General features: G+C 65.8%; 21 protein-coding genes and 2 pseudogenes. 15 read left to right on the top strand and 8 right to left on the bottom strand.

The genetic code is table 11. The features are described from left to right. Nucleotides 1–258, top strand: a pseudogene (locus W823_RS58025) (hypothetical protein); the annotation flags it as partial. Nucleotides 259–335: 77 nt separating this feature from the next. Here W823_RS58025 and W823_RS0128270 read toward each other — a convergent pair. After that, the gene (locus tag W823_RS0128270; protein WP_023955869.1) at nt 336–2,516 is read right to left on the bottom strand and encodes a DUF2339 domain-containing protein; all 2,181 of its coding nucleotides are present in this window, start codon (nt 2,514–2,516) and stop codon (nt 336–338) included. Between the two features lie 210 nt (nt 2,517–2,726). Between W823_RS0128270 and W823_RS36995 the strand changes: the two genes are divergently transcribed. Next, nucleotides 2,727–3,338 (top strand): dihydrofolate reductase family protein, encoded by a 612-nt coding sequence (locus W823_RS36995; RefSeq protein WP_023955868.1) that lies wholly within the window; start codon nt 2,727–2,729, stop codon nt 3,336–3,338. 25 nt (nt 3,339–3,363) lie between these two features. Here W823_RS36995 and W823_RS36990 read toward each other — a convergent pair whose 3' ends face one another. From W823_RS36990 to W823_RS36980, 3 genes are read right to left on the bottom strand one after another with little or no spacing between them, the layout of a single operon-like run. Beyond that, on the bottom strand, nt 3,364–4,023 hold the full coding sequence (locus W823_RS36990) for a response regulator transcription factor (RefSeq protein WP_023955867.1): 660 nt from the start codon (nt 4,021–4,023) through the stop codon (nt 3,364–3,366). Beyond that, on the bottom strand, nt 4,016–5,254 hold the full coding sequence (gene macS / locus W823_RS36985) for a MacS family sensor histidine kinase (protein WP_023955866.1): 1,239 nt from the start codon (nt 5,252–5,254) through the stop codon (nt 4,016–4,018). The genes W823_RS36990 and macS overlap by 8 nt, the downstream gene beginning before the upstream one ends. An 8-nt stretch (nt 5,255–5,262) precedes the next feature. After that, nucleotides 5,263–6,561 carry an AI-2E family transporter gene (locus W823_RS36980; RefSeq protein ID WP_023955865.1) on the bottom strand — a complete coding sequence of 433 codons (1,299 nt, stop codon included), beginning with the start codon at nt 6,559–6,561 and terminating at the stop codon, nt 5,263–5,265. Nucleotides 6,562–6,676: 115 nt separating this feature from the next. Here W823_RS36980 and W823_RS36975 point away from each other — a divergent pair, with 115 nt between their 5' ends. Together W823_RS36975 and W823_RS36970 are read left to right on the top strand one after the other, a co-directional pair. Next, a complete protein-coding gene (locus W823_RS36975) occupies nt 6,677–7,834 on the top strand; it encodes a YbhN family protein (protein ID WP_031331648.1) in 1,158 nt (385 codons plus the stop codon). A 30-nt stretch (nt 7,835–7,864) separates the two neighbouring features. Next, on the top strand, nt 7,865–8,269 hold the full coding sequence (locus W823_RS36970; RefSeq protein WP_023955863.1) for a DUF3054 domain-containing protein: 405 nt from the start codon (nt 7,865–7,867) through the stop codon (nt 8,267–8,269). Here W823_RS36970 and W823_RS36965 read toward each other — a convergent pair. Next, nucleotides 8,259–9,161: an RNA polymerase sigma-70 factor gene (locus tag W823_RS36965; RefSeq protein WP_023955862.1), complete on the bottom strand. Its 903-nt coding sequence runs from the start codon at nt 9,159–9,161 to the stop codon at nt 8,259–8,261. The genes W823_RS36970 and W823_RS36965 overlap by 11 nt on opposite strands. Before the next feature lie 138 nt (nt 9,162–9,299). On the opposite strand from W823_RS36965, the gene W823_RS36960 reads away from it, so the two are divergent. Beyond that, nucleotides 9,300–10,040 (top strand): SDR family oxidoreductase, encoded by a 741-nt coding sequence (locus W823_RS36960; RefSeq protein WP_023955861.1) that lies wholly within the window; start codon nt 9,300–9,302, stop codon nt 10,038–10,040. A gap of 12 nt (nt 10,041–10,052) precedes the next feature. On the opposite strand, the gene W823_RS36955 is transcribed toward W823_RS36960, so the two are convergent. After that, nucleotides 10,053–10,700 carry a TetR/AcrR family transcriptional regulator gene (locus tag W823_RS36955; protein WP_023955860.1) on the bottom strand — a complete coding sequence of 216 codons (648 nt, stop codon included), beginning with the start codon at nt 10,698–10,700 and terminating at the stop codon, nt 10,053–10,055. 258 nt (nt 10,701–10,958) lie between these two features. On the opposite strand from W823_RS36955, the gene W823_RS36950 reads away from it, so the two are divergent. The 6 genes and pseudogenes from W823_RS36950 to W823_RS58360 all read left to right on the top strand — a co-directional run bounded on the left by W823_RS36950 (nt 10,959) and on the right by W823_RS58360 (nt 16,233). Next, a complete protein-coding gene (locus W823_RS36950) occupies nt 10,959–12,521 on the top strand; it encodes a long-chain-fatty-acid--CoA ligase (RefSeq protein ID WP_023955859.1) in 1,563 nt (520 codons plus the stop codon). 26 nt (nt 12,522–12,547) lie between these two features. Then, on the top strand, nt 12,548–13,564 hold the full coding sequence (locus W823_RS36945; RefSeq protein WP_023955858.1) for a cyclase family protein: 1,017 nt from the start codon (nt 12,548–12,550) through the stop codon (nt 13,562–13,564). 32 nt (nt 13,565–13,596) lie between these two features. After that, complete coding sequence (locus W823_RS36940; protein ID WP_023955857.1) at nt 13,597–14,868, top strand: acyl-CoA dehydrogenase family protein; 1,272 nt, start codon at nt 13,597–13,599, stop codon at nt 14,866–14,868. Nucleotides 14,869–14,873: 5 nt separating this feature from the next. Beyond that, nucleotides 14,874–15,494: a phosphotransferase gene (locus tag W823_RS58365; protein WP_200866360.1), complete on the top strand. Its 621-nt coding sequence runs from the start codon at nt 14,874–14,876 to the stop codon at nt 15,492–15,494. 16 nt (nt 15,495–15,510) lie between these two features. Beyond that, nucleotides 15,511–15,684: pseudogene (locus W823_RS59515) on the top strand (phosphotransferase); the annotation flags it as partial. Between the two features lie 60 nt (nt 15,685–15,744). Continuing rightward, entirely contained in the window at nt 15,745–16,233 is a 489-nt protein-coding gene (locus tag W823_RS58360; RefSeq protein WP_200866359.1) for a DUF6285 domain-containing protein, read from the top strand. 73 nt (nt 16,234–16,306) lie between these two features. Here the strand turns inward: W823_RS58360 and W823_RS36930 are convergent, their stop codons facing one another. Then, a complete protein-coding gene (locus W823_RS36930) occupies nt 16,307–17,293 on the bottom strand; it encodes an Lrp/AsnC family transcriptional regulator (RefSeq protein ID WP_033336260.1) in 987 nt (328 codons plus the stop codon). A gap of 135 nt (nt 17,294–17,428) precedes the next feature. Here W823_RS36930 and W823_RS36925 point away from each other — a divergent pair, with 135 nt between their 5' ends. From W823_RS36925 to W823_RS36915, 3 genes are all read left to right on the top strand, one after another. Continuing rightward, complete coding sequence (locus tag W823_RS36925) at nt 17,429–18,631, top strand: NAD/NADP octopine/nopaline dehydrogenase family protein (protein ID WP_023955855.1); 1,203 nt, start codon at nt 17,429–17,431, stop codon at nt 18,629–18,631. Next, entirely contained in the window at nt 18,564–19,514 is a 951-nt protein-coding gene (locus tag W823_RS36920; protein ID WP_235189443.1) for a 3-hydroxybutyryl-CoA dehydrogenase, read from the top strand. The genes W823_RS36925 and W823_RS36920 overlap by 68 nt, the downstream gene beginning before the upstream one ends. Nucleotides 19,515–19,728: 214 nt before the next feature. Beyond that, complete coding sequence (locus W823_RS36915) at nt 19,729–21,090, top strand: MFS transporter (protein WP_023955853.1); 1,362 nt, start codon at nt 19,729–19,731, stop codon at nt 21,088–21,090. Between the two features lie 11 nt (nt 21,091–21,101). On the opposite strand, the gene W823_RS36910 is transcribed toward W823_RS36915, so the two are convergent. Further along, a complete protein-coding gene (locus tag W823_RS36910; RefSeq protein ID WP_023955852.1) occupies nt 21,102–22,742 on the bottom strand; it encodes an NTF2-like N-terminal transpeptidase domain-containing protein in 1,641 nt (546 codons plus the stop codon). 161 nt (nt 22,743–22,903) lie between these two features. Here W823_RS36910 and W823_RS36905 point away from each other — a divergent pair, with 161 nt between their 5' ends. Next, nucleotides 22,904–23,647, top strand: a complete 744-nt coding sequence (locus W823_RS36905) for a pirin family protein (protein ID WP_369792582.1) — start codon at nt 22,904–22,906, stop codon at nt 23,645–23,647. The last annotated feature ends 424 nt before the right edge of the window (nt 23,648–24,071 follow it).

Genomic DNA, 24,071 nt, shown 5'->3' with positions numbered 1-24,071 from the left:
CCGGCAACCCCGGCTGGTCAGCCGTTGATCGCCTCGCTCAACCCCGAGCAGGCGCAACGCACGCAGAACCCCGCGCCGACACCTGCACCGCCGTCGCCGCGGCCGACGGCACCGGAACCGGCGCCGGATGAGGACGACTCGTCGAGCGGGCGCAGACGCGTCCGCGGTGCCGGCGACGGCCAGATCAGCGTGCGAGATCTGTTGCGCCGCCGCACCGATGGCCCCGGTTCCCAGTCCGGGTCCGAGTCAGACAACTGACCTGCCCATACGAAGGGTGACCGCCACCGGTTGGTGACGGTCACCCTTTTGTGCGCGTTGCTGCGCCCGGCTTCTGATCAGTGCCGGGCAGGCGCAGGTTCGCTGTTGGGTCGGCCGGGTTCAGCGGCTCCCTGCCCCAGTGCCCGGGCATAGCCGGCACCCACTGCGAGCAGGATCAATCCGACCACGATGAACACCGTCACCCGGAAGATCCCGTCCAGGGTCGCCAGATCGAACAGGAACAGCTTCGCCACGGCGGCGGCGGTCAAGCCGAGCCCCGCGCCGACGGCCATGTTCCGGCTGAGTCCACCGAAACGCTTGTGTCCCCGGGCAATCGAGATCGAGACGATCAACAAGGTGGCCGCGACCACCATCCAGCAGATCGTCGCGGCGACGTGGCCACCGAGGAATCCGCCGTCGGGTCCACCGAGCGCGACGCCTGCGGTGACGGTCAGCGCAGTGAGCGCATACAGGGAGATGAGCGCCGACAGGATGCCGAAGGCCTGAACGTTGTCCGCAGAAGGGCGGGCACTGCTCGACCGGTACCACGCCCAGAAGTTGGTCCACACGGCGGCGATCAGGAGCACGCTGCCCACGATCACCGAGATGGCCTGTCCCCCATCGATTGTGGGCGCCTCGACAACATCGGCCGGCGAGCAGATCACAAGGAAGGCCATACCGCCGATCAACCCGATCACCACAGCGATCAAGCGCGCCACGTGGTCTCGTCGTGCACCGACGGCAACCACCATCGACATCGCCAGCAGTACGGGGGCAACCACCGGGCCCTCGAACGCGACCACGGCGGCGATGACCGCTGCGGCAGCCGACGTGCTTGCGTAGATGTGCCGCGACACCGCAGGCAACGAACGGTCGAGCGCCGCCAGGGCCAGCAGCGCCAACGAGGCCCCGGCGATGAGACCGGCGGAAACGGGCCTGCTCAAGGCAATCGGAGACAGCAGTACGGGAATCACCGTGACGCAGCCCAGCAGAGCACCCAGATGGGGAAGGGCCGTGGTGCGCAACAACACTGCTGACGACGCCACACCGAACACCGCGTTCACAGCGATCGCCACGGCGGTCAGGGCCAGATGACTTTCGTCGCCCCATGCGATCGTGCAAATCCAAAGGGTGAGAACCGATGTGCTCGCGACAACTCGTACCGCGTGCAGCAACGGCCAGTCCTTGCCGAGCTGGATGGGGAAAGCAGCGATCGACATGGCGAGCATGAAACCGATGAGCAGAAGTGATGGGCCCTCGGTGAGCACCGGGGCAAGGATGAACACCGGGACGAGCACCAGCAGTCCCAGATGTTGCGAATCCCAGCGCCGGGCCAGCAGCAGCCCACCGAATGTGACCGCGGCGGCCAGCAACAGTCCCCCGTAGTCCGGGAGCCAGTCGTAGAAGCGGGTCACCGCCACCACGTCGAGGTAAGCCGCCGCGATACCCGTTGCCGACAGCGCGATGGCACCGACACGGCCACCGGGCCGGGCAGACATCTTCATCGCGACGACCACCAGAGCGACGGCGAGACCGGCACCGGCGCCCACCCGGATCTCCGGGCGCAGGATTCCCGCCTGAGCGGCGAGCACCAGCATCATCACCACGCCGATCAACGTGACGGCAACGCCGGCAACGGCAAGGATTTTCCCGATCAGTCCACCGCCCGGGTCAGCGGTCATGCGTTGCCAGAGCGACGCCGTCGGCGGTGGCGGCGGGCCGGCCGGGCTCTGCAGAGCGCTTCGATAGTGGGCCGCCGTCGCGGCCGCGAGGTTCTGGCTCCCGGGATGCTGGGGTGCCGGACCCTGGGGCGCTGTGCCCTGGGCTGCCGGGCGAGTTCCTCCGGGATTCTGGAACTGCGCGGTCGGCTGCACCAGGGTCGTCGGGGGTTGCGGCATCATCCAAGACGGATACTGCGGCGGAACCTGCTGTGCTCGGCCGGGTACGTATGAGCCGGCCGGCATGCCCGGCCTTGGATACTGGGGTGGTCGAGGCGCCTGGGCGCCAAGGGGTGGTTGCGGGTGGGGTGAGGGCTGGGTTTGCGACTGCACCGCAGCCTCAGGTGCAGCTGCCTCACGTGCAGCAGCCTCTGGTGCTGCGGCCTCTGCGGCTGGACGGTGAGTGGGCTCGGCCTGTGACGAACGGGCCAGAACGGTGCCCAGCTCGAGTAATTCGCTTGATACCCGGGCGAATTGACTCGACAACGAGTTGAAGTCAGCGGAGAGCCGGCTGATGACGGCCTGATTCGGTTCGGTCATGTATCGATGGTCGCGAACGCCCCGCCGCGGCGGATGAGTAACTCTACTCATTACTCATAGGGACTTACCACGAGCCGGCGACCCACCCCGGCCAGAAGTGGCGGCCCGAGAAGGCACCGGCCCGGAAGGTGTCGCGGTACCTTGCCGATGAGTTCTGTCGCCCATACGAGTCTGACTTCACGTCAGCCCCTCAACCAAGAAGGAACACTCATGCCGCGCACCAACCTCTCCATGTCCATGTCGGCGGACGGCTATGTCGCAGGCCCGGATCAGAGCGAAGAGCATCCGTTGGGTGTCGGCGGTCAGCTGCTGCACGGCTGGCACATCGGGCCCGCCAGTGACCATCCCGTGAACAAGCAGATCGTGTCCGAGATGATGGACGGGATGGGCGCCACCATCATGGGACGCAACATGTTCGGGCCGGTTCGGGGCGACTGGGGCAATTCGGACTGGACCGGATGGTGGGGCGATGAGCCGCCCTACCACTGCCCGGTCTTCGTCCTCACCCACCATGCCCATGAGCCGATCGCTCTGGAGGGCACGACGTTCCACTTTGTCACCGACGGCATCGAGTCCGCGTACGCGCAGGCCGTGGCAGTCGCCGATGGACGCCCCATCAGCATCGCGGGCGGTGCTTCGTGCGCCCGGCAGGCGATTCAGGCGGGCCTCGTCGATGAGATCGACCTACAGGTGAGCCCCGTCATCCTGGGTTCGGGTGAGCGACTGTTCGACGGTTTCGACGCCGGGACCCCACAGCTCGAACTCGAGCGGGTCCTGGAGGCACCCGGAGTGGCCCACCTGCGCTACCGCGTCAAACGGTGACAGCTCGGACACATCAACACGGAGGTCAGCCGGGTTCTGTGTCCAGACCGTTCTCGATGGCGTAGCGCGTCAGCTCGACCCGGTTGCCCAACTGCAGTTTGCGTAGCGTCGCCTGCACATGGTTTTCCACCGTGCGGTGGCTGAGCGACAGTTTCGACGCAATCTGCTTGGCACTGAGACCCTTCGCGACGTATCGGAGCACCTCTGTCTCACGGTCGGTGAGAGCAGGTGCGTCAACGCCGCGGTCTGGGTCTCGCGCTATTCGCCGGTACTCGCCCAGGACCAGGCCGGCCAGCCCAGGGGTGAAGACTGCCTGGCCCGCGGCTGTCGCCCGCACCGCCGACAACAGTTCTTCTTTCGACGCACTCTTGACCAGATATCCGCTGGCTCCGGCCTTGACCGCTTCGAGGACGTCGTCGCGTTCATCGGACGCCGACAGCACCAGGACCCGCGTGGCGGGTGACGCCTCGAGGAGACGCACCGTCGCCTGAGCGCCGTTGCCGTCGGGCAGCTGCATGTCCATCAGCACCACATCCGGGCGAACGGCCTCCCCGCGCCGGGCGGCCGAATCCACGCTGTCCGCGGTGGCGACCACCTCGAATCCCGCGTCGGAGAGGTCACGCGCCACCCCGTCCCGCCACATCGGGTGGTCGTCCACCACCATCACCCGCAACACATCAGGCATGAGCAGAACCCCTCCGTTGATCGTCTGCGGACCGGCTCGCGTTCCCGCCTGCCATCCGTTTGGACACCTCGAGTTCCCATTCGGTTCCCTCCCCCGGTGCGGTGTCGAGCCGGGCCGTGCCCCCGAGCGCCTCGATCCGCGCCACGATCGACTCCGACACACCCATCCGACCCTCCGCGACAGCCTGCGACAGCCTGCCCTCGGCAATGCCTCGCCCGTCGTCGCGGATACTCACCACCACCTGTTCACCGAGATCTTCGATGAGCACGTAGGCGCGCACACCGGGGCCTGCGTGCAGGCGAACATTGTCGAGGGCGTTGACCACGGCGGCCTCCAACTCCACGGCGAGCCGGTGATCCACCGGTACCGGCTCACCCGGCTCGCTGATGGTGACCAGGTCGCTCGCGTGGGGCCGGAGCAGCATACGTAGATCGATCTCCGCAGGCTCACCGGGAACCAAGGCCGGTTCGATGTCGGCGATCAGGCGCCGCAGCGACCGCTCCTGCTGGCCGGCGAGCTCGGCCAATTGAGCTGTCTCGCCGCCGATCTCGGCCCCGCGCCGACTGATCAGCGCGAGCACCTGGAGTACGCCGTCGTGTACCTGACGGCTCAGCCTGGCGCGCTCGTCGGCGGCGGCTGCCACGCGCATGGCCTGTTCGATCCGGACGTGATTGCGGCGGGCGGTCACCGATGCCAGCCCCACCCCCACTCCCACGGCCAGCAAGACGACCACGGTCGCGTCCCGCCCGACGTTGAGGTCGTAACCGCCCTTGGCCACCGCGCTGGCGATTCGCACCGCCAGCCCGAAAGCTGCACCGATCAACGGGCCGCCGAGGATGGCCGCGGACACCACCGCGTTGGTCGCCCACAGCGTGGTCGGAAACGACTGGTTCGACGCCGCCCAATCGGCAGAGGCGATGAACCTGGTGGCGACGATCAGCGCACACACCACCACCAACTCGATCCCCACCCAGAGCCATCGGCGGCCGGTGCCCTTGAGATAGAGGATGGTGCTCACACCGGTCCAGAAGGTCAGGATCGCGAAGAGGAACCAGCTCCAGGCAACGCGCTCGTAGTCCCCGAACACGGCGAGCTGGAAACCCAATGCGTAGATGTAGCTCAGGAGGCGAAAGACCTGCGCCGCCCGCCACATCGGCGCCACCGGGTCGGCGTCGTCGGTGGTGGCGTCACGCCGGGTGAGGGACCCGAGCCGCCCAGGACGGTACGACATCACCGAACTCAGCTCGAATCGGCGGTATTGCCCGCTGTCCCACCGGTTTCGGGCTCGCCACGAGCACCGGGCGTGCCGGGCACCGGCGACTCGTCGACCACATCGCCGCGAACACCGGGAGCATTCTTCTGGTCCCACAGTGGGCCATCGGGCTCGGCCTCGTACATGCGCTCGGCGTCGCCGTGTTTTCGCAGTGCGGCCTCCCGCGCCGCAGCAACACCATGCGCCTCTGCCGTCCGCTCCTGCAACGTCCGTACCGCCGTGTTGAGGAAGGCGATGATCGGCACAGCGAGGAGCCCGCCGATGATCCCTGCCGTCACCAGGCCGGCCGCGATACCGAGCACCACGGCGACGGGGTGCAGGCGAACCGACCGCCCGAGCAGGAATGGTTGCAGCACATGACTTTCCACCTGCATGACCGCGACGACGATCGCGAGCGAGATCGCGGCGGCGACCCAGCCCTGGGTAACCAGCGCGACCAGCACCGCCAGGCTGCCGGTCACCAGCGCGCCGACGATGGGAATGAACGCACCGATGAAGACCAACGAGGCCAGCGGTAATGCCAAGGGGACCTGCAGGATAGCCAGACCGACGCCGATCCCGATCGCGTCGACCGCCGCCACCACCACGGTCGCCCGCACATAACCGACCAGTGAGCCGAACCCGCGTTGCCCTGCCTCCCAGACCTTTTCCCGTGATGCCTGCGGGATGGCGAGGGTGAGAAACCGCCAGATCTGACCGCCGCCGTAGAGGAAGAAGATGATCAGGAACAGCATCAACAGTGCGCCGGTGACGATCTCGCTCACCGTGGTGGCGGTGGCCAGCGCGCCGGAGGTGACCTTGTCTTCGTTGTCCTGCAGCACCTTGATCGCGTCGTCGCCGAGGTGGTCGATCTGATCCTGGCTCAGGTTCAGTGGCCCGTCCACGAGCCAACCCCGGCTGTCGTCAATCGTTTTGGTGACCTCGTCGGTCAGTTGGGGTACACCGTCGATGAACTGCTGCACGACAAAGGTCAGAATCCCGGCGATGGCACCGATCCCGACGATGAGAGTTCCCACCACCGCCAGGGACCGCGGTATCCCCCGCCGGTTGAGCCAGTCCACCACCGGAACTAGCAGCGCGGTACCCAGGATCGCGAGCCCGATCGGGACGAAGACCTCTTCGAAAGACTGGATCACCCGCATCAAGGCGTAGACGGCGGCACCGATGACCAGCAGGCGCCATGCCCATTCCGCGGCAGCCCGCACGACCGGATGCACCTGAAGTCGATCGACTACACCGCTGTCCTGGGTCTTTCCATCGCTCACCCGGGCAACACTAGACCCGAAACACCGTCTACGCGGGCAACTGAAGTCGTCGGCAGTACACCGTCTGGCCGACCATTTCCGAACCGTCGCACACCCGCCCGATAAGGTGCTGGACATGACGGCGACGCGCGGGGCCCGCCGCCGGTTCTGGTGGGTGCGTTGGGTGGTTCTCGCCCTCGTCCTGGTGGTACTGGCCGTTGAGGCCTACCTGGTGTGGCCGAAACTGAAGGAAACCTGGGTCCACATCGATGACATCGAGTGGGAGTGGGTGGTGCTCTGCATCCTCGCCTCCATGTTGTCGATGGACAGCTTCGCGCAGGTCCAACGTGCACTCCTGCGGTCGGCAGGCCTCAAGATCAAGCAGTGGCAATCGCTTTCAGTGATCCTTGCCGCCAACTCGCTGAGTCAGACCATGCCCGGGGGCCAGGTGATGGCGCCGGCTTTCACCTACCGGCAGACCCGCAAGTGGGGAGCCACGCCTGTTGTGGCCTCCTGGCAGGTTGTGATGTCGGGACTGCTCATGGGTGTCGGACTGGCGGTTCTCGGATTGGGCGGCGCGCTGCTGGCCGGCGCCAAGACCAGCCCGTTCTCCATCATCTTCTCGATCAGCGGTTTCATCGCGTTCGCTCTCGTGGCCCAGTACATCGCGCGGCACCCGGAGTCGATCGAGGGGATCGGCGTCACGATCCTGCGGTGGATCAATCATGTGCGCGACAAAGCGGCCGACCATGGGGTGGTCCGTTGGCGCGAGATTCTCGTGCAGCTGCGCGCGGTGCAGCTCAAACCCAAGGACACCTCGATCGCCTTCGGCTGGTCGTTGTTCAACTGGGTGGCCGACGTCGCATGTCTGGCCTTCGCCTGTTACGCGGTCGGCGGCCAACCGAGCATCGCCGGCCTGATGGTCGCCTACGCGGCGAGCAAGGCGGTCGGCACCGCCATCCCCCTTCTCCCGGGTGGGCTCGGGGTGGTGGACGGCGTGCTGGTTCCGGCGCTGACCTCCGCCGGTATGGGCGCCGCGGAGTCGGTGACCGCCGTGCTGGTCTACCGGATGGTCAGCTATCTGCTGGTCGCCCTGATCGGCTGGGTGGTGATCTTCGTTATGTTCCGGGGCACCTATCGCGCTGAAGACAACGTCGATCTGATGGAGAAAGAGGTTGACGCCCAGCTCCAGGACAGCACGTCAACGGACCGCAACCTGGGCACTTCTGACCCCGACCCGCCTGTCGTCCATCCGTCCGACGACAAGCCCGATTCCCCCGATTCGGTTCGCTGAGCCGCTCGGCAAAACGCTACGGTGGCCTCTATGCGCCGATTGTTCACCGCCTCAGCAGACTTCTTCGCGGTGCTGGTCTTCGCTTTCATCGGTCGGATGAACCATGCCGAAGGCCTGTCGCTTCACGGACTGTTCAGCACCACCTGGCCCTTTGCCCTGGGCGCAGCGATCGGATGGTCGCTCGCCTACCTGTATGCGCACATGCGCGCCGATCACGGCTTCGACTACCCGTTCCACCCCGAGCGTGTGTTCCCGGACGGAGTCCTGGTGTGGGTCGGCGCCGTGGCCATCGGCATGATCCTGCGCCAGCAGTTCCATCAGGGTGTGGCGCTCAGCTTCATCATCGTGGCAACCATCGTGCTCGGTGTCTTCCTGCTCGGCTGGCGCGCGGCACGCGTGGTGCTCTCCCGACGTCGACAGACGGTCACCACCTGACGGCCTCGTCGGGGGATATCGACGACGACAACGCAGCAACCGCGTGCAGCTTGTCGGGGTTCCTGACGAACAGCAGTGTGTTGATCCCGTCGGCCCCGATGTCGAACGACAACACGGTGTCGGGCCGCCCATCCCGAATGGTCAGCACAGCCGGTGACCCGTTGACCTCCACCAGCGTCGAATAAGCGCCGGCGGCGAATTTCTCGAGTGTCCCGAGGACGAACCTCGCCACCTTGGCGCGACCGATGATGGGTACCCGCGCGGCACTGACCACGCCGCCCCCGTCGCTGACCGCCGTCACCTGCGCGGTGAGCACCGACTCGAGTGCGGCCAGATCCCCCGACTGCGCGGCGGTGAGGAATGCGACCAGGATCTGCGCCTGCTGGTCCGGGTCCGCCGGTGCCGCCCTCTCGACGGCGATGTTGTCGCGGGCCCGGCGCACGAGTTGTCGGGCATTGGCCTCGCTGGTGTCCAGCAGCCCGGCGATGTCGCGGTACGGGTAGTCGAAGGCCTCACGCAGGATGTACGCCGCGCGCTCCTTGGGAGCCAGACGTTCGAGTAACCGCACCACGGCCATCTCGAGCGCCTCTGCTCGTTCGGCGCCCAGTGCCGGATCGTCGGTGGTCGATATGGGTTCAGGCAACCACGGTCCGACGTAGGTCTCCCGGGTCGCCCTCGCGGACGTCAGCGCGTTGATGGCCAGTCGGGTCGCTGTGGTCGCCAGGAATGCCCCCGGATCGCGAACGGCCGATCTATCGGTTCGAGACCACCGCAGCCATGTGTCTTGCACCACATCATCGGCGTCCGATGCCGTACCCATCATCCGGTAGGCGATCCCGAACAAACGAGGTCTGACCTGCTCGAACTCGGCCAGTCCCGCTTCCTGCACCATATGACGTCACCCTTTCGCGCCAGGCCGCACCTCGGCTGATGAACGCTCGAGGCCCTTCTGCCCGCATGAGCTTGTCACATTCGCCGGTGGCTGCCGGTCTTTGACTGCGAGAGGATCACCACGACGAAGGGCTTGAGCATGACGAATTATCTGGTCACCGGAGCAACCGGCCGGATCGGTGTCCCCACCACCAACCGCCTGCGGCAAGCGGGGCACGACGTGAAAGCGCTCAGCCGGCGCGCCGGCGACGGCAAGATCGCCGGAGATCTCAGGACCGGCGTAGGCATCGCCGAGGCCATGGACGGAGTCGACACCGTCATCCACCTGGCCACCACAAACGGGGCCGGCGACATCGAAGTGGCGCAGAACCTCGTGAGTGCGGCGGCCGAGGCGAACGTCGAACACATCGTCCTGCTGTCGATCGTCGGCATCGACAAGATCCCCTTCGGCTTCTACCGTCAGCGACTCGAGATCGAGGCGATCGCCGCCGCCGGTCCGGTCCCACTGACAATCCAGCGGGCCACCCAGTTCCATCCGTTTGTCGAGCAGATGTTCATCGCGCAGCGGTTCTCGCCGGTTCTGCTGTGTCCGTCGATCAGTTTTCAGCCCATCGCAACCGATGAGGTCGCAGCCCGGCTGGTGGACCTGGCGGCCGGCGATCCGATGGGACGCGTCGATGACATCGGCGGACCGGAGCAGCGGACGGCGCCCGAACTGCTGGCCGAGTGGAAACGCGTGACGGGTCGTCGCCGCCCCGACTTCCCGGTGCGGCTTCCGGGCAAGACCTTCGCGGCGTTCAGGGACGGCGAGAACCTGGTTCCCGGAACACCTTTCGGTCGCGAGACGTTCTCCCGGTACCTGACCGACAAGTACAGCTGACCCGGGCCGCTCTCAGCTGCGGGCGGGTGGTCGGTAGCCGACGGCGTCGCGGGCCACGGCCTGGTACCGCTCGATGATCTTTTCCTCGCTGGCGGGCCCTGACGGCCGAAACCACATCGCGACCGCCGTGCAGGCGGTGACGACAAAACGGGAAGCCTCGGTCGGGTTGGTGGTGAGGAAGACTTCGCGCCTCACACCATCTGCGACGACGCGGTCGAAGATGCGTTGCTGCGCATCACGATTGGCGATCACCCGCTCGAGAGCAACCGCGTCGAGGCTGCGCAGTTCGGAGTTGCCGATGTAACTCTCCAGCGGATTCTCGGCGTGCACACCCACGTGCGTGCGCACTATCGCGTCGAGCCGGTCCGCCGGATTGGCCGGGGCGTCGAGCAGGGCCTTCTCGGTGCTCTCCACCAGCGCCTCACCGCCGCGGACCAGAATGGTCACCAGCAGATCGTGTTTGGAACCGAAATGGTTGTAGATGCTGCCCGCACTGAGTCCGGCAAATCCTGCGATGTCCCGGACCGACGTCCCGTGGTAGCCGCGTGCAGCGATCATCTGCACCGCAGCGCTGAGGATCGCTCGCGCCGTGGGGTCATCCCCCGGCCGGACAGCCGCCGAAGTGAACTGCGCGGCAGCTCCTGTCGCACGCTCGGTCATCAGGCCCCCTTCACGAGTGGACTCTCCTGCACCGACCCGTGCCCGGCATCGGTGTGATTCGGCCGTCGGTGAACAATCATTCAGTACCCAGTTGGCGGCGGCGACAACCCAGCGAGTCCAACACTAGCAACCATCACGTGCGAAAAGTCAGTCCGAGCACGGTCTCGAAGCCAGTCCCACAAACCGCTGCGCGACTGTCATGGGATCGGCTACGGTGCCGCTGAACGATTGTTCACCAGCTGGACGTCGAGGAGCAGCATGAGCACTTTCGAGACCACGACGGTGGCGGCGGCCCCCGGACGGCGTATGTCCCACGGAGATCAGCTCTCTCGCAACGCAAGGAAGGTCCCCGACCGCGTGGCCTTCGAGTACAACGGCCACTCTCTGAGCTACCGCGAACTCGATGCCCGCACCAACCGGCTGGCCCGGGGATTGCAGACCCTCGGGGTCAAACGTGGCGACCGGGTCGCCGTGCTGATGCTCAACCGGCTCGAGCTGATCGAGACCTATTTCGCCGTAGTGAAACTCGGCGCGATCGTCGTTCCGGTAAATTTCAGGCTGTCGGTGGCCGAGATCGTCTATGTTCTCGACGATTCGGACACCACGGTGTTGTTCGCCGACCATCTGCTGGCGCCCAGGGCCGCGCAGGCAACGGGATCACGCACCCTGGTCGTCAGCGGCGGTGACCACGAGGACGTCGAGCAGGCAATCGATTACGACACCCTCCTGGAGACCGACGACGACTCGCTCGACATCGACGTCGACGAGAACGAGCCCGCTTTCATCATGCACACCTCGGGAACAACCGGGAAGCCCAAGGGCGCGGTACTCACCCACATGAATCTGCTGATGAACACCATCAACGTCTGCCTCGAGCAAGGGGTGAGCGGTGACGGCGAAGTCGGGTTGTCCGGCTTGCCACTGTTCCACATCGGCGGATTGTCGGGGATGCTCGCCTACGTCTTCGTCGGTGGCACATCGATTCTCATCGACGTCCTGAACTTCGACCCTGTCAAGGCGCTCGAGACCATGTCGGAGCGAGGGGTGGTCGCCGGTTACTTCGTCCCCACACAGTGGAAGGCCATCTGCGAGGCCGCACTGGCCAGGAAGCTCGACTACTCGCTCGAACGCATCGCCTGGGGCGCCTCGGCCGCTCCTCCGTCGGTGTTGAAGGCCATGTCCGACTGCGACGTGCCGGTCTTCAACGTCTTCGGCCAGACCGAAATGAGTTCTGCCACTTGCATCCTGCGCGGTGAGGATGCCCTCCGGAAGAACGGCTCGGTGGGTAAGCCCCTGATGAATGTCGAAGTACGTCTGGTGGACCCCGACATGAACGACGTGCCGGTCGGCGAGGTCGGTGAGATCGTGTACCGCGGGCCCACCGTCATGAAGGAATACTGGCGTAACCCAGATGCCACCGCAGATGCCATGCGGGGCGGCTGGTTTCATTCCGGCGACCTGTGCGTGATGGATGACGAGGGTTACATCAAGGTGGTCGACCGGACCAAGGACATGGTCAACTCCGGCGGGGAGAACATCTACTGCGCCGAGGTCGAGGACGCCATCGACTCGCACAGCAAGGTCTCCGAGGTCGCCGTGGTGGCCAAACCGCACCCCCGATGGGTCGAGACCCCTGTGGCAGTCATCGTTCCCTCGGACCCCGCAGACCCGCCCACCCTGGAAGAGATCTCCGAGCACTGCAAGTCGCTGATCGCGTCGTACAAGAAGCCGACGGAGATCCTGGTGGTCGATGCCCTGCCCCGCAACGCCGTGGGCAAGGTGCAGAAGTTCAAACTGCGCGATCAGCTGGCGCAACCCTAGACATCTCACGACCCGACAGGAGAACCATGGGACGCACACAAGACGGCGGCAACTGGTCACTGGCCTGGACCCCGCCGGACTACACCGTCGACGAGAAGGGCAAGCGCGTTGGTTACGTCAACACCTCACAGCCCAACAACTGGGGCCGCTGGGGCGAGGACGATCAGCGCGGAACCGCCAACTTCATCACCCCGGACATGGTCAAAGCCGCTGCGGCGCTGATTCGTACGGGACAGACGGTCAGTTGCGCAATCCCACTGGACGCTTCCGGCCCGGTCCACCCGAGTCGGCCCGGGGTGGTGCACCTGTTCGGTTACACCGGCGCCGACTTCACGGTCGGCTCACAGCTCCAGCTGATCGCGCCCCGCATCCAGGGCGCCGACGACTACATCTTCATGCCACTGCAGGGCAGCACCCAGTGGGACAGCCTGGCGCACATCTGTTCTGACGACGTCATGTACAACGGCTACTGGATCGGGAACACCGAGTCCGGCGGCGGTGCGGGCCGGAACTCCATCCACCAGCTGAAGACCTCTCTCGCCGGCCGCGGTGTCCTGCTCGACCTCGCCCGGTGGCAGGGCGCCGACCGGCTGGAACCCGGGGTCGCGATCACCCCCGGCGACCTCGACGCCTGTGCCGCCGAGCAAGGGGTCACGGTGGGCACCGGCGACATCTTGCTGCTACGCACCGGGCATGTTCCCTGGTTCTATTCGCTTGCAGACAAATCCGAGTTCTGGACGGCCGGATCGCCCGGGCTCGGACGCGACTGCGTGGAGTGGATACACCGTAAGGAGATCGCCGCCGTGGCACTGGACAACATCGCCACCGAGGTCGAGCCCGCCGAGGACCCGAGCGACCGACTGTATCCACTGCACATCCGGTTGATCCGCGACCTCGGACTCACCTTGGGTGAGGTGTGGTGGCTCGACGACCTCGCCGAGGTATGTGCAGCCGAGGGCCGATACGAGTTCTTCTTGTCCGCCCCGCCGCTGAACGTCACCAATGCCGTCGGCTCGCCGTTGAACCCCATCGCGATCCTGTAACCGCCCACTCACCGACCAGCAAGGACAATTCAGTGGATTTCGACCTGCCCGAATCGATCACGCAGACACTCAGGGAGATCGACGAGTTCATCGAGGCGCAGATCAAGCCTCTGCAAGAGGCCGACGACAACATGCGGTTCTTCGACCATCGGCGCGAGTACGCACGCACGGATTTCGAGGGCGGTGGGGTGCCCCGCCGGGAGTGGGAAGAGCTCCTCGGCCAGATGCATCGGCTCGCCGATGACGCCGGCTGGCTGCGGTATGCGCTGCCCGCCGAGGTCGGTGGTCGTGACGGCTCGAACTTCGACATGGCCGTCATCCGGGAACATCTGGCACACAAGGGTTTGGGTCTGCACAACGACCTGCAGAACGAGTCGTCCATCGTCGGGAATTTCCCGTTCGCCCACATGTTGATGCAGTTCGGCACCCCTGAGCAGCGTGAGGAGTTCCTCGAACCCATGATCCGCGGGGAAGCCCGCATCGGCTTCGGTCTCACCGAACCCGACCACGGGAGCGACGCCACATGGATGGAGACCACCGCCCGGCGCGATGGTGATGACTGGGTCATCAACGGCGGCAAGCGATTCAACTCCGGTATGCACAACGCCACCCACGATGTGGTGTTCGCGCGCACCTCGGGTAAGGACGGGGATGCCCGCGGCATCACGGCTTTCTTCGTTCCCACCGACCTGCCCGGCTTCTCCGTCGATTTCCAGTGGTGGACGTTCAACATGCCCACAGACCACGCCGAGGTCACCATCAGTGATGTGCGGGTACCGAATTCGGCGATCTTCGGTGCCGAAGGCGAAGGCCTTGCGGTCGCGCAGACGTTTGTCCACGAGAATCGGATCCGGCAGGCCGCCTCCGGAGTCGGTGCGGCTCAGTACTGTATCGACCGCAGCGTGGAATACGCGCGCAAGCGGATCACGTTCGGCGCTCCGCTGTCGAGCAGGCAGGCCATCCAGTTCCCACTCGTCGAACTGCACACCGAGGCCGAGATGGTTCGCGGCCTCGTCCGCAAGACTGCCTGGGAGCTGGACCGATTGCCGCACATGCAGATCAGCGACAAGGTGTCGATGTGCAATTACCGGGCCAACAGGCTGGTCTGCGACGCCGCCGATCGCGCCATCCAGGTGCACGGGGGAATGGGATACACCCGCCACATGCCGTTCGAACACATCTATCGACACCACCGTCGGTACCGGATCACCGAAGGCTCCGAAGAGGTTCAGATCCGCAAGGTGGCCGGCTACCTGTTCGGATTCGCCGGACCCGACAAGATCAAGACCGACAAGCAGACGTGAATCCGATGGAACCCGGCACCGACGACATCGGGTCACGCCTCACCGAACGACTGACAGCTGTTCTCGGCCAACCGGTCCGGATCGAGCAGCTGCAGCGACTGACGGCCGGGGCGAACAGTGAGACGTGGTCGTTCGAGGCACACCGCGGCGCGGATGTGCAGCGAATGGTGCTGCGTCGTCAACCCGGTGGTGGCCACGGCCCGATGGGTATGACGAGGGAGGCCGAGGCCATCGCAGCCGCGCACGCTGCCGGCGTCCCGGTACCTCGGGTGGTGGACTACGCCGATGACGGTGAAGCACTGGGCGCACCGTACCTGATCGCGGACCACATCGACGGCGAGACCATTCCGCGGAAGATCCTGCGCGACAACCGCTATGCCGACGCCCGCACCTCGATGGCATCGGAGCTCGGTCGGACGCTGGCCCGGATCCATTCCATCCCGCTCGGCTCGGTGCCGGCCTTGCGCAGTGCCCCGACCGCGGATCTCGACCATCTGCGCACCCTCTACCTCGACCTGGACACACCGTCGGCCGTCACCGAGATCGCGTTGGCGTGGCTGGCCGCCCACCAACCGAATCGGTCGGGGAAGCAGTGGTGCACGGTGACTTCCGCAACGGAAACCTGATCGTCGACGAAGGAGGCTGGCCGCCGTCCTGGACTGGGAGCTCACCCACATCGGCGACCCCAGGGAAGACCTGGGCTGGCTTCTGGTCAAGTGCTGGCGCTTCGGTACCGAACCCGAGGTCGGTGGTTTCGGTTCGATCGACGAGCTGCTGGACGGTTATGCCGAGATCAGCGGGTCGCGGCCCGACACGGACGCGGTTCGCTGGTGGCAGATCTACCGCACGGCATGGTGGGGTATCGGTTGCGCCCAGATGGCGCAGCGACACCTGTCGGGCGAGGTCCGGTCGGTGGAACTCGCTGCCATCGGCCGGCGGGTCTGCGAGCAGGAGCACGACCTGTTGCTCGCCCTCGGTCACCCGGCCGACCCCGCTCCGACCGAGTTGACCGAACTGCCCTGGACCGAGTTACACGGCAGACCGACCACCCCGGAACTCGTCGGTGCGGTCACCGAGTTCCTCCGCGCGTCCGTGATGACCGCCTCCGACCCGGCTCTCGCATTCCAGGCCCGCGTCGCCGCCAATGTGCTCGACATCGTCGAGCGTGAATTGACATACGGGGGCGTCCAGCATCAACGCCGGCGCAGTCGCCTCTCTGACCTCGGCTTCGACACCGAGGCCGAGTTGGCCCTGGCGATCCGCTCCGGGTCGATCGGCGCCGACGACCCGGCCGTCGTCGCCGCCACACGCGCCGCTGTGACGGATCGTCTGATGGTGGCCAACCCGCGATATCTGAACATGTAGGACCGGCGCGAGCGCGTTCGGCGCTCTCGCTCGCCGTGCGGTCTGCGGTGTGCGGTGTGCGGTGGTGGCAGGGTCACAACACCACTGGTACGGACCCGATCCGGCGCCCGTCACGGTCGAGCACGGAGCCGAGTCTCTTGGAGGTCTCGAGCGTGACAGACCGGTCCACCACTGTCAGCCCCGGCACCCGTCGCTCCAGTTCGTGTTCGAACTGCGACAGCTCACTGATGTGGTGCAGCCACACGGTCATGATCACGTTTGCGGTCCCGGTCACCTCGCAGCAGACGCGTACCTGAGGAAAGGCGTCGAGCGACTCGACCAGAGTGTCGAGGGCGCGTGAGTTCCCGCGGGCCCAGACGTTGGCGGTCACCGGCCACGCGCTGTAGGCATGCGCCACCTCGCAGCGGATCGACAGGATTCTCTCGGCCATCAGCCGGGTCAACCGCCTCCGGACGGTCGGGGCACTGAGTCCGGTGAGGTTGGCGAGGTCGACGGCGGATCGGCGGCCGTCGGTGGCCAGGGCAGCCATCAGTTCCAGGTCCGCCTCGTCCGGCTCGTGTGTCATCGGCACGGGCGCAGGTCGGTACTGGGCCAGCGCCGCCTCTTGGGTGTCCGACAGCGCGTGCACCCGCCAACGCTCGCTCTCCCCGTGCACACGCATGACCACGCGGGTGCGGGTCCGGGCCGAACCATCGGTATCTGCCAGCCGCTGAACCCAGTCGCCGAGGAAACCGAGGTCGGGCACCATCACCGTCAACAGCAGGTCGCTGTCGCCGGCAGTGCGTTGGATGGTCGCCACGTGACGATCCCGGATCAGTTCGTCGAGTAGACCTTTCGGGCGCGCCGCGGTGTGTACTTCCACAAATGCGCTGCAGCACTTGTCGAGGTACGCACCCCCCGGGTACGTCACTATCCATGCGAGCCCGTTCTCCACCAGGCGGTCCCACCGCCGCGAGGCGGTTGCCGCACTGATTCCGAGTACGTCCCCGACGGCTCCCCACGGCGCGCGCGGCGCCACCTGCAGCGCATGCACGATCTGATCATCGATGTCGTCGGTCACAGCACAATCGTGCAACATGACAGCGAAATTTTTTCAGTCGCCGCCGGAGCCGAGACGCCGACGGGTCGCGATTGTAGTTTTCTCGCATCGCAATTGGAGCCGCGCGAGCGGCACGATGAGAGACGAGGAACGGGTATGAAGGTTTGTGTCATCGGTGGTGGCCACGGCGCCTATGCCGCGGCTGCGGAGCTGACCGAGAACGATCACCATGTGACGTGGTGGCGCCGGGAGCAGAGTGCTTTCGACGCCCTCACGTCGGTGGGTCACCTCGACATCAAAGACCATCGCGGGGCACGTCGGATTACGGTCGACGGTGGCGGCATATCGGTGACTTCCGATCTCCGTGATGCGGTCGCCGCGGCCGATGTGATCGTCATCCCGATACCCGCTTTCGCACATGATGATCTCGCCACCGCCCTAGCCCCACATCTGCAGGACGGGCAGGTCGTGTACCTGCCGCCAGGTAGCTTCGGCTCGTTCATCTTTGCTCGCGCACTGCATGATTCGGGAAATCCGGCCGACGTTGCCTTCGCGGAGACCGGCACGCTCCCCTACCTCGCCCGCAAGTACGGCGAGTCCAGGGTGGTCGTGAGCGGGTATGCCACCCGTCTACCCACCGGGGTGTTCCCGGCACGCCACACCGACCGGGCACTTGCCACCTTGACCGAGGTCTACCCTTCGGTGGAACGAGTCGAGCACGCACTCAGCGGAGCGCTCATGAATGCCGGGCCGATCATCCATCCACCGCTGATCCTCATGAATGCCGGCCCATTGGAACATTTCCCGGCCTGGGACATCCACAACGAGGGCACTCAGGATTCGATCCGCAGGGTCACATCGGCACTGGATGCAGAGCGCATCGCGGTACGACGCGCCCTGGGTTACTCGGCCCCACATTTCCCTCTCGCGGACCACTATTCGGCCGCCGGCGACGAGTGGATGTACGGAAATGCGGCACACGAAAAGCTCACGGACAGTGGGGATTGGCGCGAGAAGATCGATTTGCACACGCATCGCTACATGACCGAAGACGTGGAGATCGGGCTGGCCCTGCTGTCGTCGGTCGGCCACTGGGCATCGGTGCCCACACCGGTCGCCGACGGCCTGCTCGCCCTCGCGGGTGCGATCACCGGACGCGCCACCGGCACCGGTGGCCGCACGCTCGAGGCGCTCGGCCTGTCCGACCTCGATCGCGACTCGATGTCGGACTCCTGCGGAACGGATTCTCTCGGTGACCATTTCGAATGTCGCGATAGTGGGCGCCGGGCGCATGGGCCAGGGAATCGCGGCGGCGCTCGCGTTCGGACACGTCGCGGTGTCCGTCGTGGACCTCCGTGACCGCGGCGACGGCACAGGGTCGTACCTGCAGGCGGTGGAGGCGTCGATCCGCTCCATGCTGGAGCGAAAGGTCATCCTCGGGCTCTTGCACCCCACAGACCTGGAAGAAGTAATCGATCGGGTCACGGTCGTGTCGGCTCCGGACGCCCTGACCTCGATGTCCTCTGCCCAGCTGGTGTTCGAGGCCGTCCCGGAGATCATGGAGGTCAAACGCGTTGCGCTGTCGTGGATCGAGAACACCGTCGAAGACGATGTACCGATCGCCTCCACGACGTCTAGCTTCCTCGTGACCGACCTCTACGAGTTCGTCTCCCACCCAGAGCGATTCCTGAACGCACACTGGCTCAATCCCGCCGACCTCATCCCCCTGGTGGAGATCAGCGCCGGCGTCCACACGAGCGAGCTGGCGGTCGAGGCCACACGGGAACTGATGATCGCCATCGGCAAGACCCCGGTGACCTGCTCACCTTCTCCTGGCTACATCGTGCCGCGCCTGCAGGCGTTGGTGATGAACGAGGCAGCCAGGATGGTGGCCGAAGGTGTTGCCAGTGCCGAAGACATCGACCGTGCGGTGCGAATCGGTTTCGGTGCCCGCTTCTCGGTTCTGGGGCTCCTCGAGTTCATCGACTGGGGTGGGTGCGACATCTTGTACCACGCGTCGAACTACTTGAGAGGTGAACTGGGCGAACGATTCTCGCCTGCAGAGCTCGTCGAATCGAACATGGCATCCGGTCGTCGAGGCATCTCCGACGGGCAGGGATTCTATACTTTTGACCCGCTCACCGTCGACGAGTACCAGGCCCGCCGGACCGCCGAGTTCGCCCGCATCCTCGACGCACTGGGTGAACTCCCGCGCTACGGAGACCTCGTTCCCGCGACTTAGCCGAGCACACAGCAACTCTCAGGACAGCGCCTGCCCGGCGTTGCGCTCGACGCTGCCCTGATGGCCCGAGGTCGCAGCCAAGGTGGCTGCGCAGTAAGGCTTTTCCCTATTCGCAGCGCGCCGAGATGCGCGCATCATCGATCCATCCGCCAGACCCGGACCCTGGCATGTTCGCCAGACCCGGCACTTTTCATCTGTCACGAGGAGCATAGACATGGTGGCCACAAATCATCCAGTCGCACGAGCCGGCGAAGACCGCCGCGAAGGAGCCACTCGCATCGGGGTGGCCTCCGGCGCCGGAACCATCCTGGAGTTTTACGACTTCGCCATCTACGGCACCGCCACCGCACTGGTGTTCAACAAGGTGTACTTCAACGTCGACGACCCGTGGTTCGGCACGTTCCTCGGCTTCGCCACGTTCGCGGTCGGGTTCATCATGGCCCCGATCGGCGCGGTGATCTTCGGGTACTACGGTGACAGATTCGGCCGACGAACCGCGCTGACCACTGCCTTCCTTTTGATGGGAGGGGCGACTCTGGTGATGGGCATCCTGCCCGACAGCAACGCCATCGGTGTGGCCGCACCCATCATCCTGATATTCCTGCGCATGGTGCACGGCATCTCACGAGGCGGCGAGATCGGCGGGGCCACCCTGCTCGCCGCCGAACACGCACCCCGCGAGCGCCGAGGACTCTATGGCGCTTTTGTCACGTTGGGCTCGCCGGTCGGCGGAATCCTGGCCAACCTGTCGTTCGCGCTCGTGCTGCTGCTCCCCATGGAAGATGTGATCGCGTGGGGCTGGCGAATCCCGTTCCTGGCCGGCGGTCTGGTGCTCGCGATCGGGATCTGGACCCGGGTGAAGATCAGTGAGACACCCGATTTCGTGGCGACCACGGCCGAAGAAGACGTCGACGCCCCCAAGGCGCTCGCGGTCGTCAAGGAGAACTGGAAGCGGGTGGGACTCGCGGCGGGTATGAACATCGGCCAGAACTGCTATGCGTTCCTGCTGTTCACGTTCATGCTCTCGTTCTTGACCGAGTCATCGCCCGGCCGTGGCTTCGTCCGCTCCGAGGTTGTCCTCGGAATCACCGTGGCCCTTGCGTGCCACGCCGCAACCGTCGTACTGGGCAGCTATCTGTCCGACCGAATCGGACGCAAACCCGTGATCGGGTTCGGCATGGTCACCGCACTGTTGTTCGCGCCGTATCTCTTCTGGGTCACCGAGAACGGGTCGTTCACCGCCTGCATCACGGTCATCTCGATCGGGTTCGCGTTGACCGGATTCGTCTACGGACCAATCCTCACCACGTTTGCCGAGCTCTTCCCGGTCAGCCAGCGCTACAGCGGGATCGGGATCGGCTTCCAGGTCGGGGCGGTGCTGGGCGGCGGTTTCGCACCGATGATCGCCAACCGACTGGTGAGCGCAACGGACAGTGTGATCCCCGTCGGCTTCTACGCCGCAGCCCTGATGGCGGTGAGTCTGGTGTGCCTGCTGTCGATCAAGGAGAGTGCTCCGGTGATCAAGGACCGCCGCGAGGCACGCCGCCAGGCTGACGCCCTGGCCACGACCCACTGAGCCATCCGGGACTACTGCGGATGTACCCGAGGTGTCAGGAAACGTTGCGCCACAGCAAGTGCCGCAGTACCCGACCGTTCGCCCTCGCAGTAGACGACAAAGACCTTGCTGCCAGAGATGCCGACAAACCAGCCCGGACCCTGCGGGCCGTTGGTGCCCACGAGCGCTCGCATCCCGGACGCATTCGTCAGGTCGCTGGCATCACCCGTGGTGGCGGTGTCGCGCATGGCCTTGCCGACCGTGCCGAGCACCGCAGGATCCACGGTCCCGAGCTCTCCCCCGGAGACCCGGCCCGGTTGTCCCACGATGATGGACGGGGCGATCGAACTGCCGCGAGCTATCGCCACCCCGAGCGTCGCCATGTTCAGCGCGGACACGGTGAGGTCCTCGGAGCGGAAGGTCACCGGCTTTGCGTCGATGCCCTGCCCTCCGCCCTCGGGGCGGACACCGGGGATGGTGAAGTCCACGTCGAGGCCGAGTTGGGCCAGCAACGCGGCCGCCTTCGAATCATCGGATCCGGCAACCTCGTTGATGACCTTGGCGGCCGGGCCCAACGTTGTGCCTGCCGGGTACTGCCTGCCGATGGTGATGCCGTGTTCGGTGGCCAGGTCGTTGCGGGTGGACGCGCGGATCGCTCCGGTCTTGGCGTCGAGCACCAGGATGCTCGCCGGTTGTGCGACCTCGACGACGGCGTCGAGGGCGTCCAACTGGGTGATCGGGTCGATGGTGGTGGGCACGTTCGGACCGGCCGGCCCCTGCTCACCGGCGAGCTGCAGCGGCTTCTGACCGGGCGCCAGCATCTGGACCGCCCACCCGGATGTGGCGTCGCGGATGGCCTGCCAGTAGTCGTGGACGCCGTCGAGTACCGGCGAATCCAGTCGCCGGTCGATCAGCACCAGCTGTGGCACCTTCCGGATCGAGACTCCGGGCACCGACTTCGGGTCGCCGGCCAGCGCCACCATGTCCGACTCGCGGACGGAGACGACGGTGACCGGCTGATTACCCGAATCGCGGAGCTGCCGGGCCATCACGGCGGGGGTGACCAGTGGCGCGAGCGGGGCGATGATTCCGGCAAGTGCCGTGGTCGCTGCCCCCAGATCACGGGTGGCGCCGGGATCGAGAACGATCTCGTTGATCGTCTGCAGGTTGAGCATCGGCTTGCCGGAGCGGTCGAGCACCACCGGCGAGGGCCGTGCGTCGGTGCGGATGTTCCGGAGGCTTCCCCCGGCGGGCATGTCGTCGGCGAGTAGTTCGGGTTGCCAGTTCACCCTCCAGCCGAGGGACAACTTGCGCGCCGAGCCGGCCGTCTTCGTGGTGAACTCGCGCTCGTTGCCGAGTTGCCAGGTGGTCTCGAGGTCAAAGGTCGCGGTGCCGTCGGTGTACTCCTGGGCATGCCCCACCTTCACGTCGACCTTCTGCGCCGACATCCCCGTGAGGGTGGCCTGCAGCGCGGTGCCGGCCGGCCCCGGCGCCGATGTGAACCTGGCCGCAGCCGCCGAATCCTGGTCTTCCATCGCGGCGGCGAACTGGTTCAGCATCGCTGCGGCGCCGGTGTCGAGTTCCTTGCCGAAGGCGCCACAAGACGTGGCGGCAAGCGCGCAGACGAGCGCAAGAACTGCAATGGCCGCGGAACGGCCGGGGGAACGACGCATAGTCACAATTTTCACTCCTGTAACAGGGTGAATGGCACCAATGTAGTTTCCGACTTGCTTACGAGACCGTCACAATCGAGTAACTACCCTTAAATCAGCAGCTTTTCGGCCCTATTCGTCCACTTTTGCGACCACGACCGAGCAGGCGGAGGATGGATGGGGTGAGTCTCCATCAACTGGTCCGCGCTGACGACCGACCCACCACCCGCATCGACTGGCTCGATTCGCGGCACAGCTTTTCGTTCGGCGACAACTACGACCCGGCCAACACACATCACGGTGTGCTGCTGGTGAACAACGACGACCGCGTCGCCCCGCAGCAGGGCTTCGACACCCATCCTCATCGGGACATGGAAATCGTGACGTGGGTGCTGTCGGGGTCGCTGGTGCATCAGGACTCCATGGGCCATTCCGGCGTCATCTATCCGGGGCTCGCCCAGCGGATGAGTGCGGGCACCGGTATCCGGCATTCCGAACGCAACGACACCTGGCAGCTACACCAGGGAACCGGCGCCGACCCCGTGCACTTCGTGCAGATGTGGGTGCTTCCCGACAAAGCCGGCATCGAGCCCGGCTACGACCAACTCGACATCGGCGATCAGTTGCAGTCGGGCGGGCTCGTCACCGTGGCGTCGGGTATGCCGAAGTACGACTCGGCGATCCGGATCGCGAACCGCTCGGCAGCCTTGCACGTGGCCCGGCTCTCGGCCGGCCAATCGATCACCTTGCCGGAGCTGCCGTGGGGCCACGTCTTCGTGGCATCGGGCTCTGTGGATCTCGAATCCACCGGCCGGGCGCACTCCGGCGACGCAGTCCGGATCACCGATGGGGGCGGCGAGAGACTCACCGCCACCACCGACGCCGAAGTCCTGATCTGGGAGATGCATAAAGCACTGGGTCGGTGACCTGGAGGTTCACTCCGCCCGCGGGCGAAGCGCGCCAACCGGTTCGACAGGGCGAGCGTCCCCGAAAACACACCACAAACGTCCCCGTCAACGTGCACGGACGGGAATACGCCGTCGATGCAAGGTCTCGGGGACGATCTTGGTGGAGAACAGCAACGACGGCCCGAATCTCTTCCCCCACCTACTCCCGCCCGTATTTGCGCCTCACGCCCATGCTCGAACACGGGCGCGAGGCACAAACGCGGGCGTCGGCAAGACAACCTCCACCGAGGATGCTCACCGCCTCACCCCGCCCGCAGACGCGACGGAGGCCGTCCGCCCGCGAGCGAAGCGAGCCAACAAGCAGAGCGGACGGAAATAAGCCCTCGATGTTGGGCCTCGGGGAAGATCTTGGTGGAGAACAGCAACAACGGCCGAATCTCTT

The sequence above is a fragment of the Williamsia sp. D3 genome, assembly GCF_000506245.1.
In the GTDB taxonomy this organism is placed as follows: domain Bacteria; phylum Actinomycetota; class Actinomycetes; order Mycobacteriales; family Mycobacteriaceae; genus Williamsia; species Williamsia muralis.
This window is presented reverse-complemented; position numbering and strand designations above follow the sequence as displayed.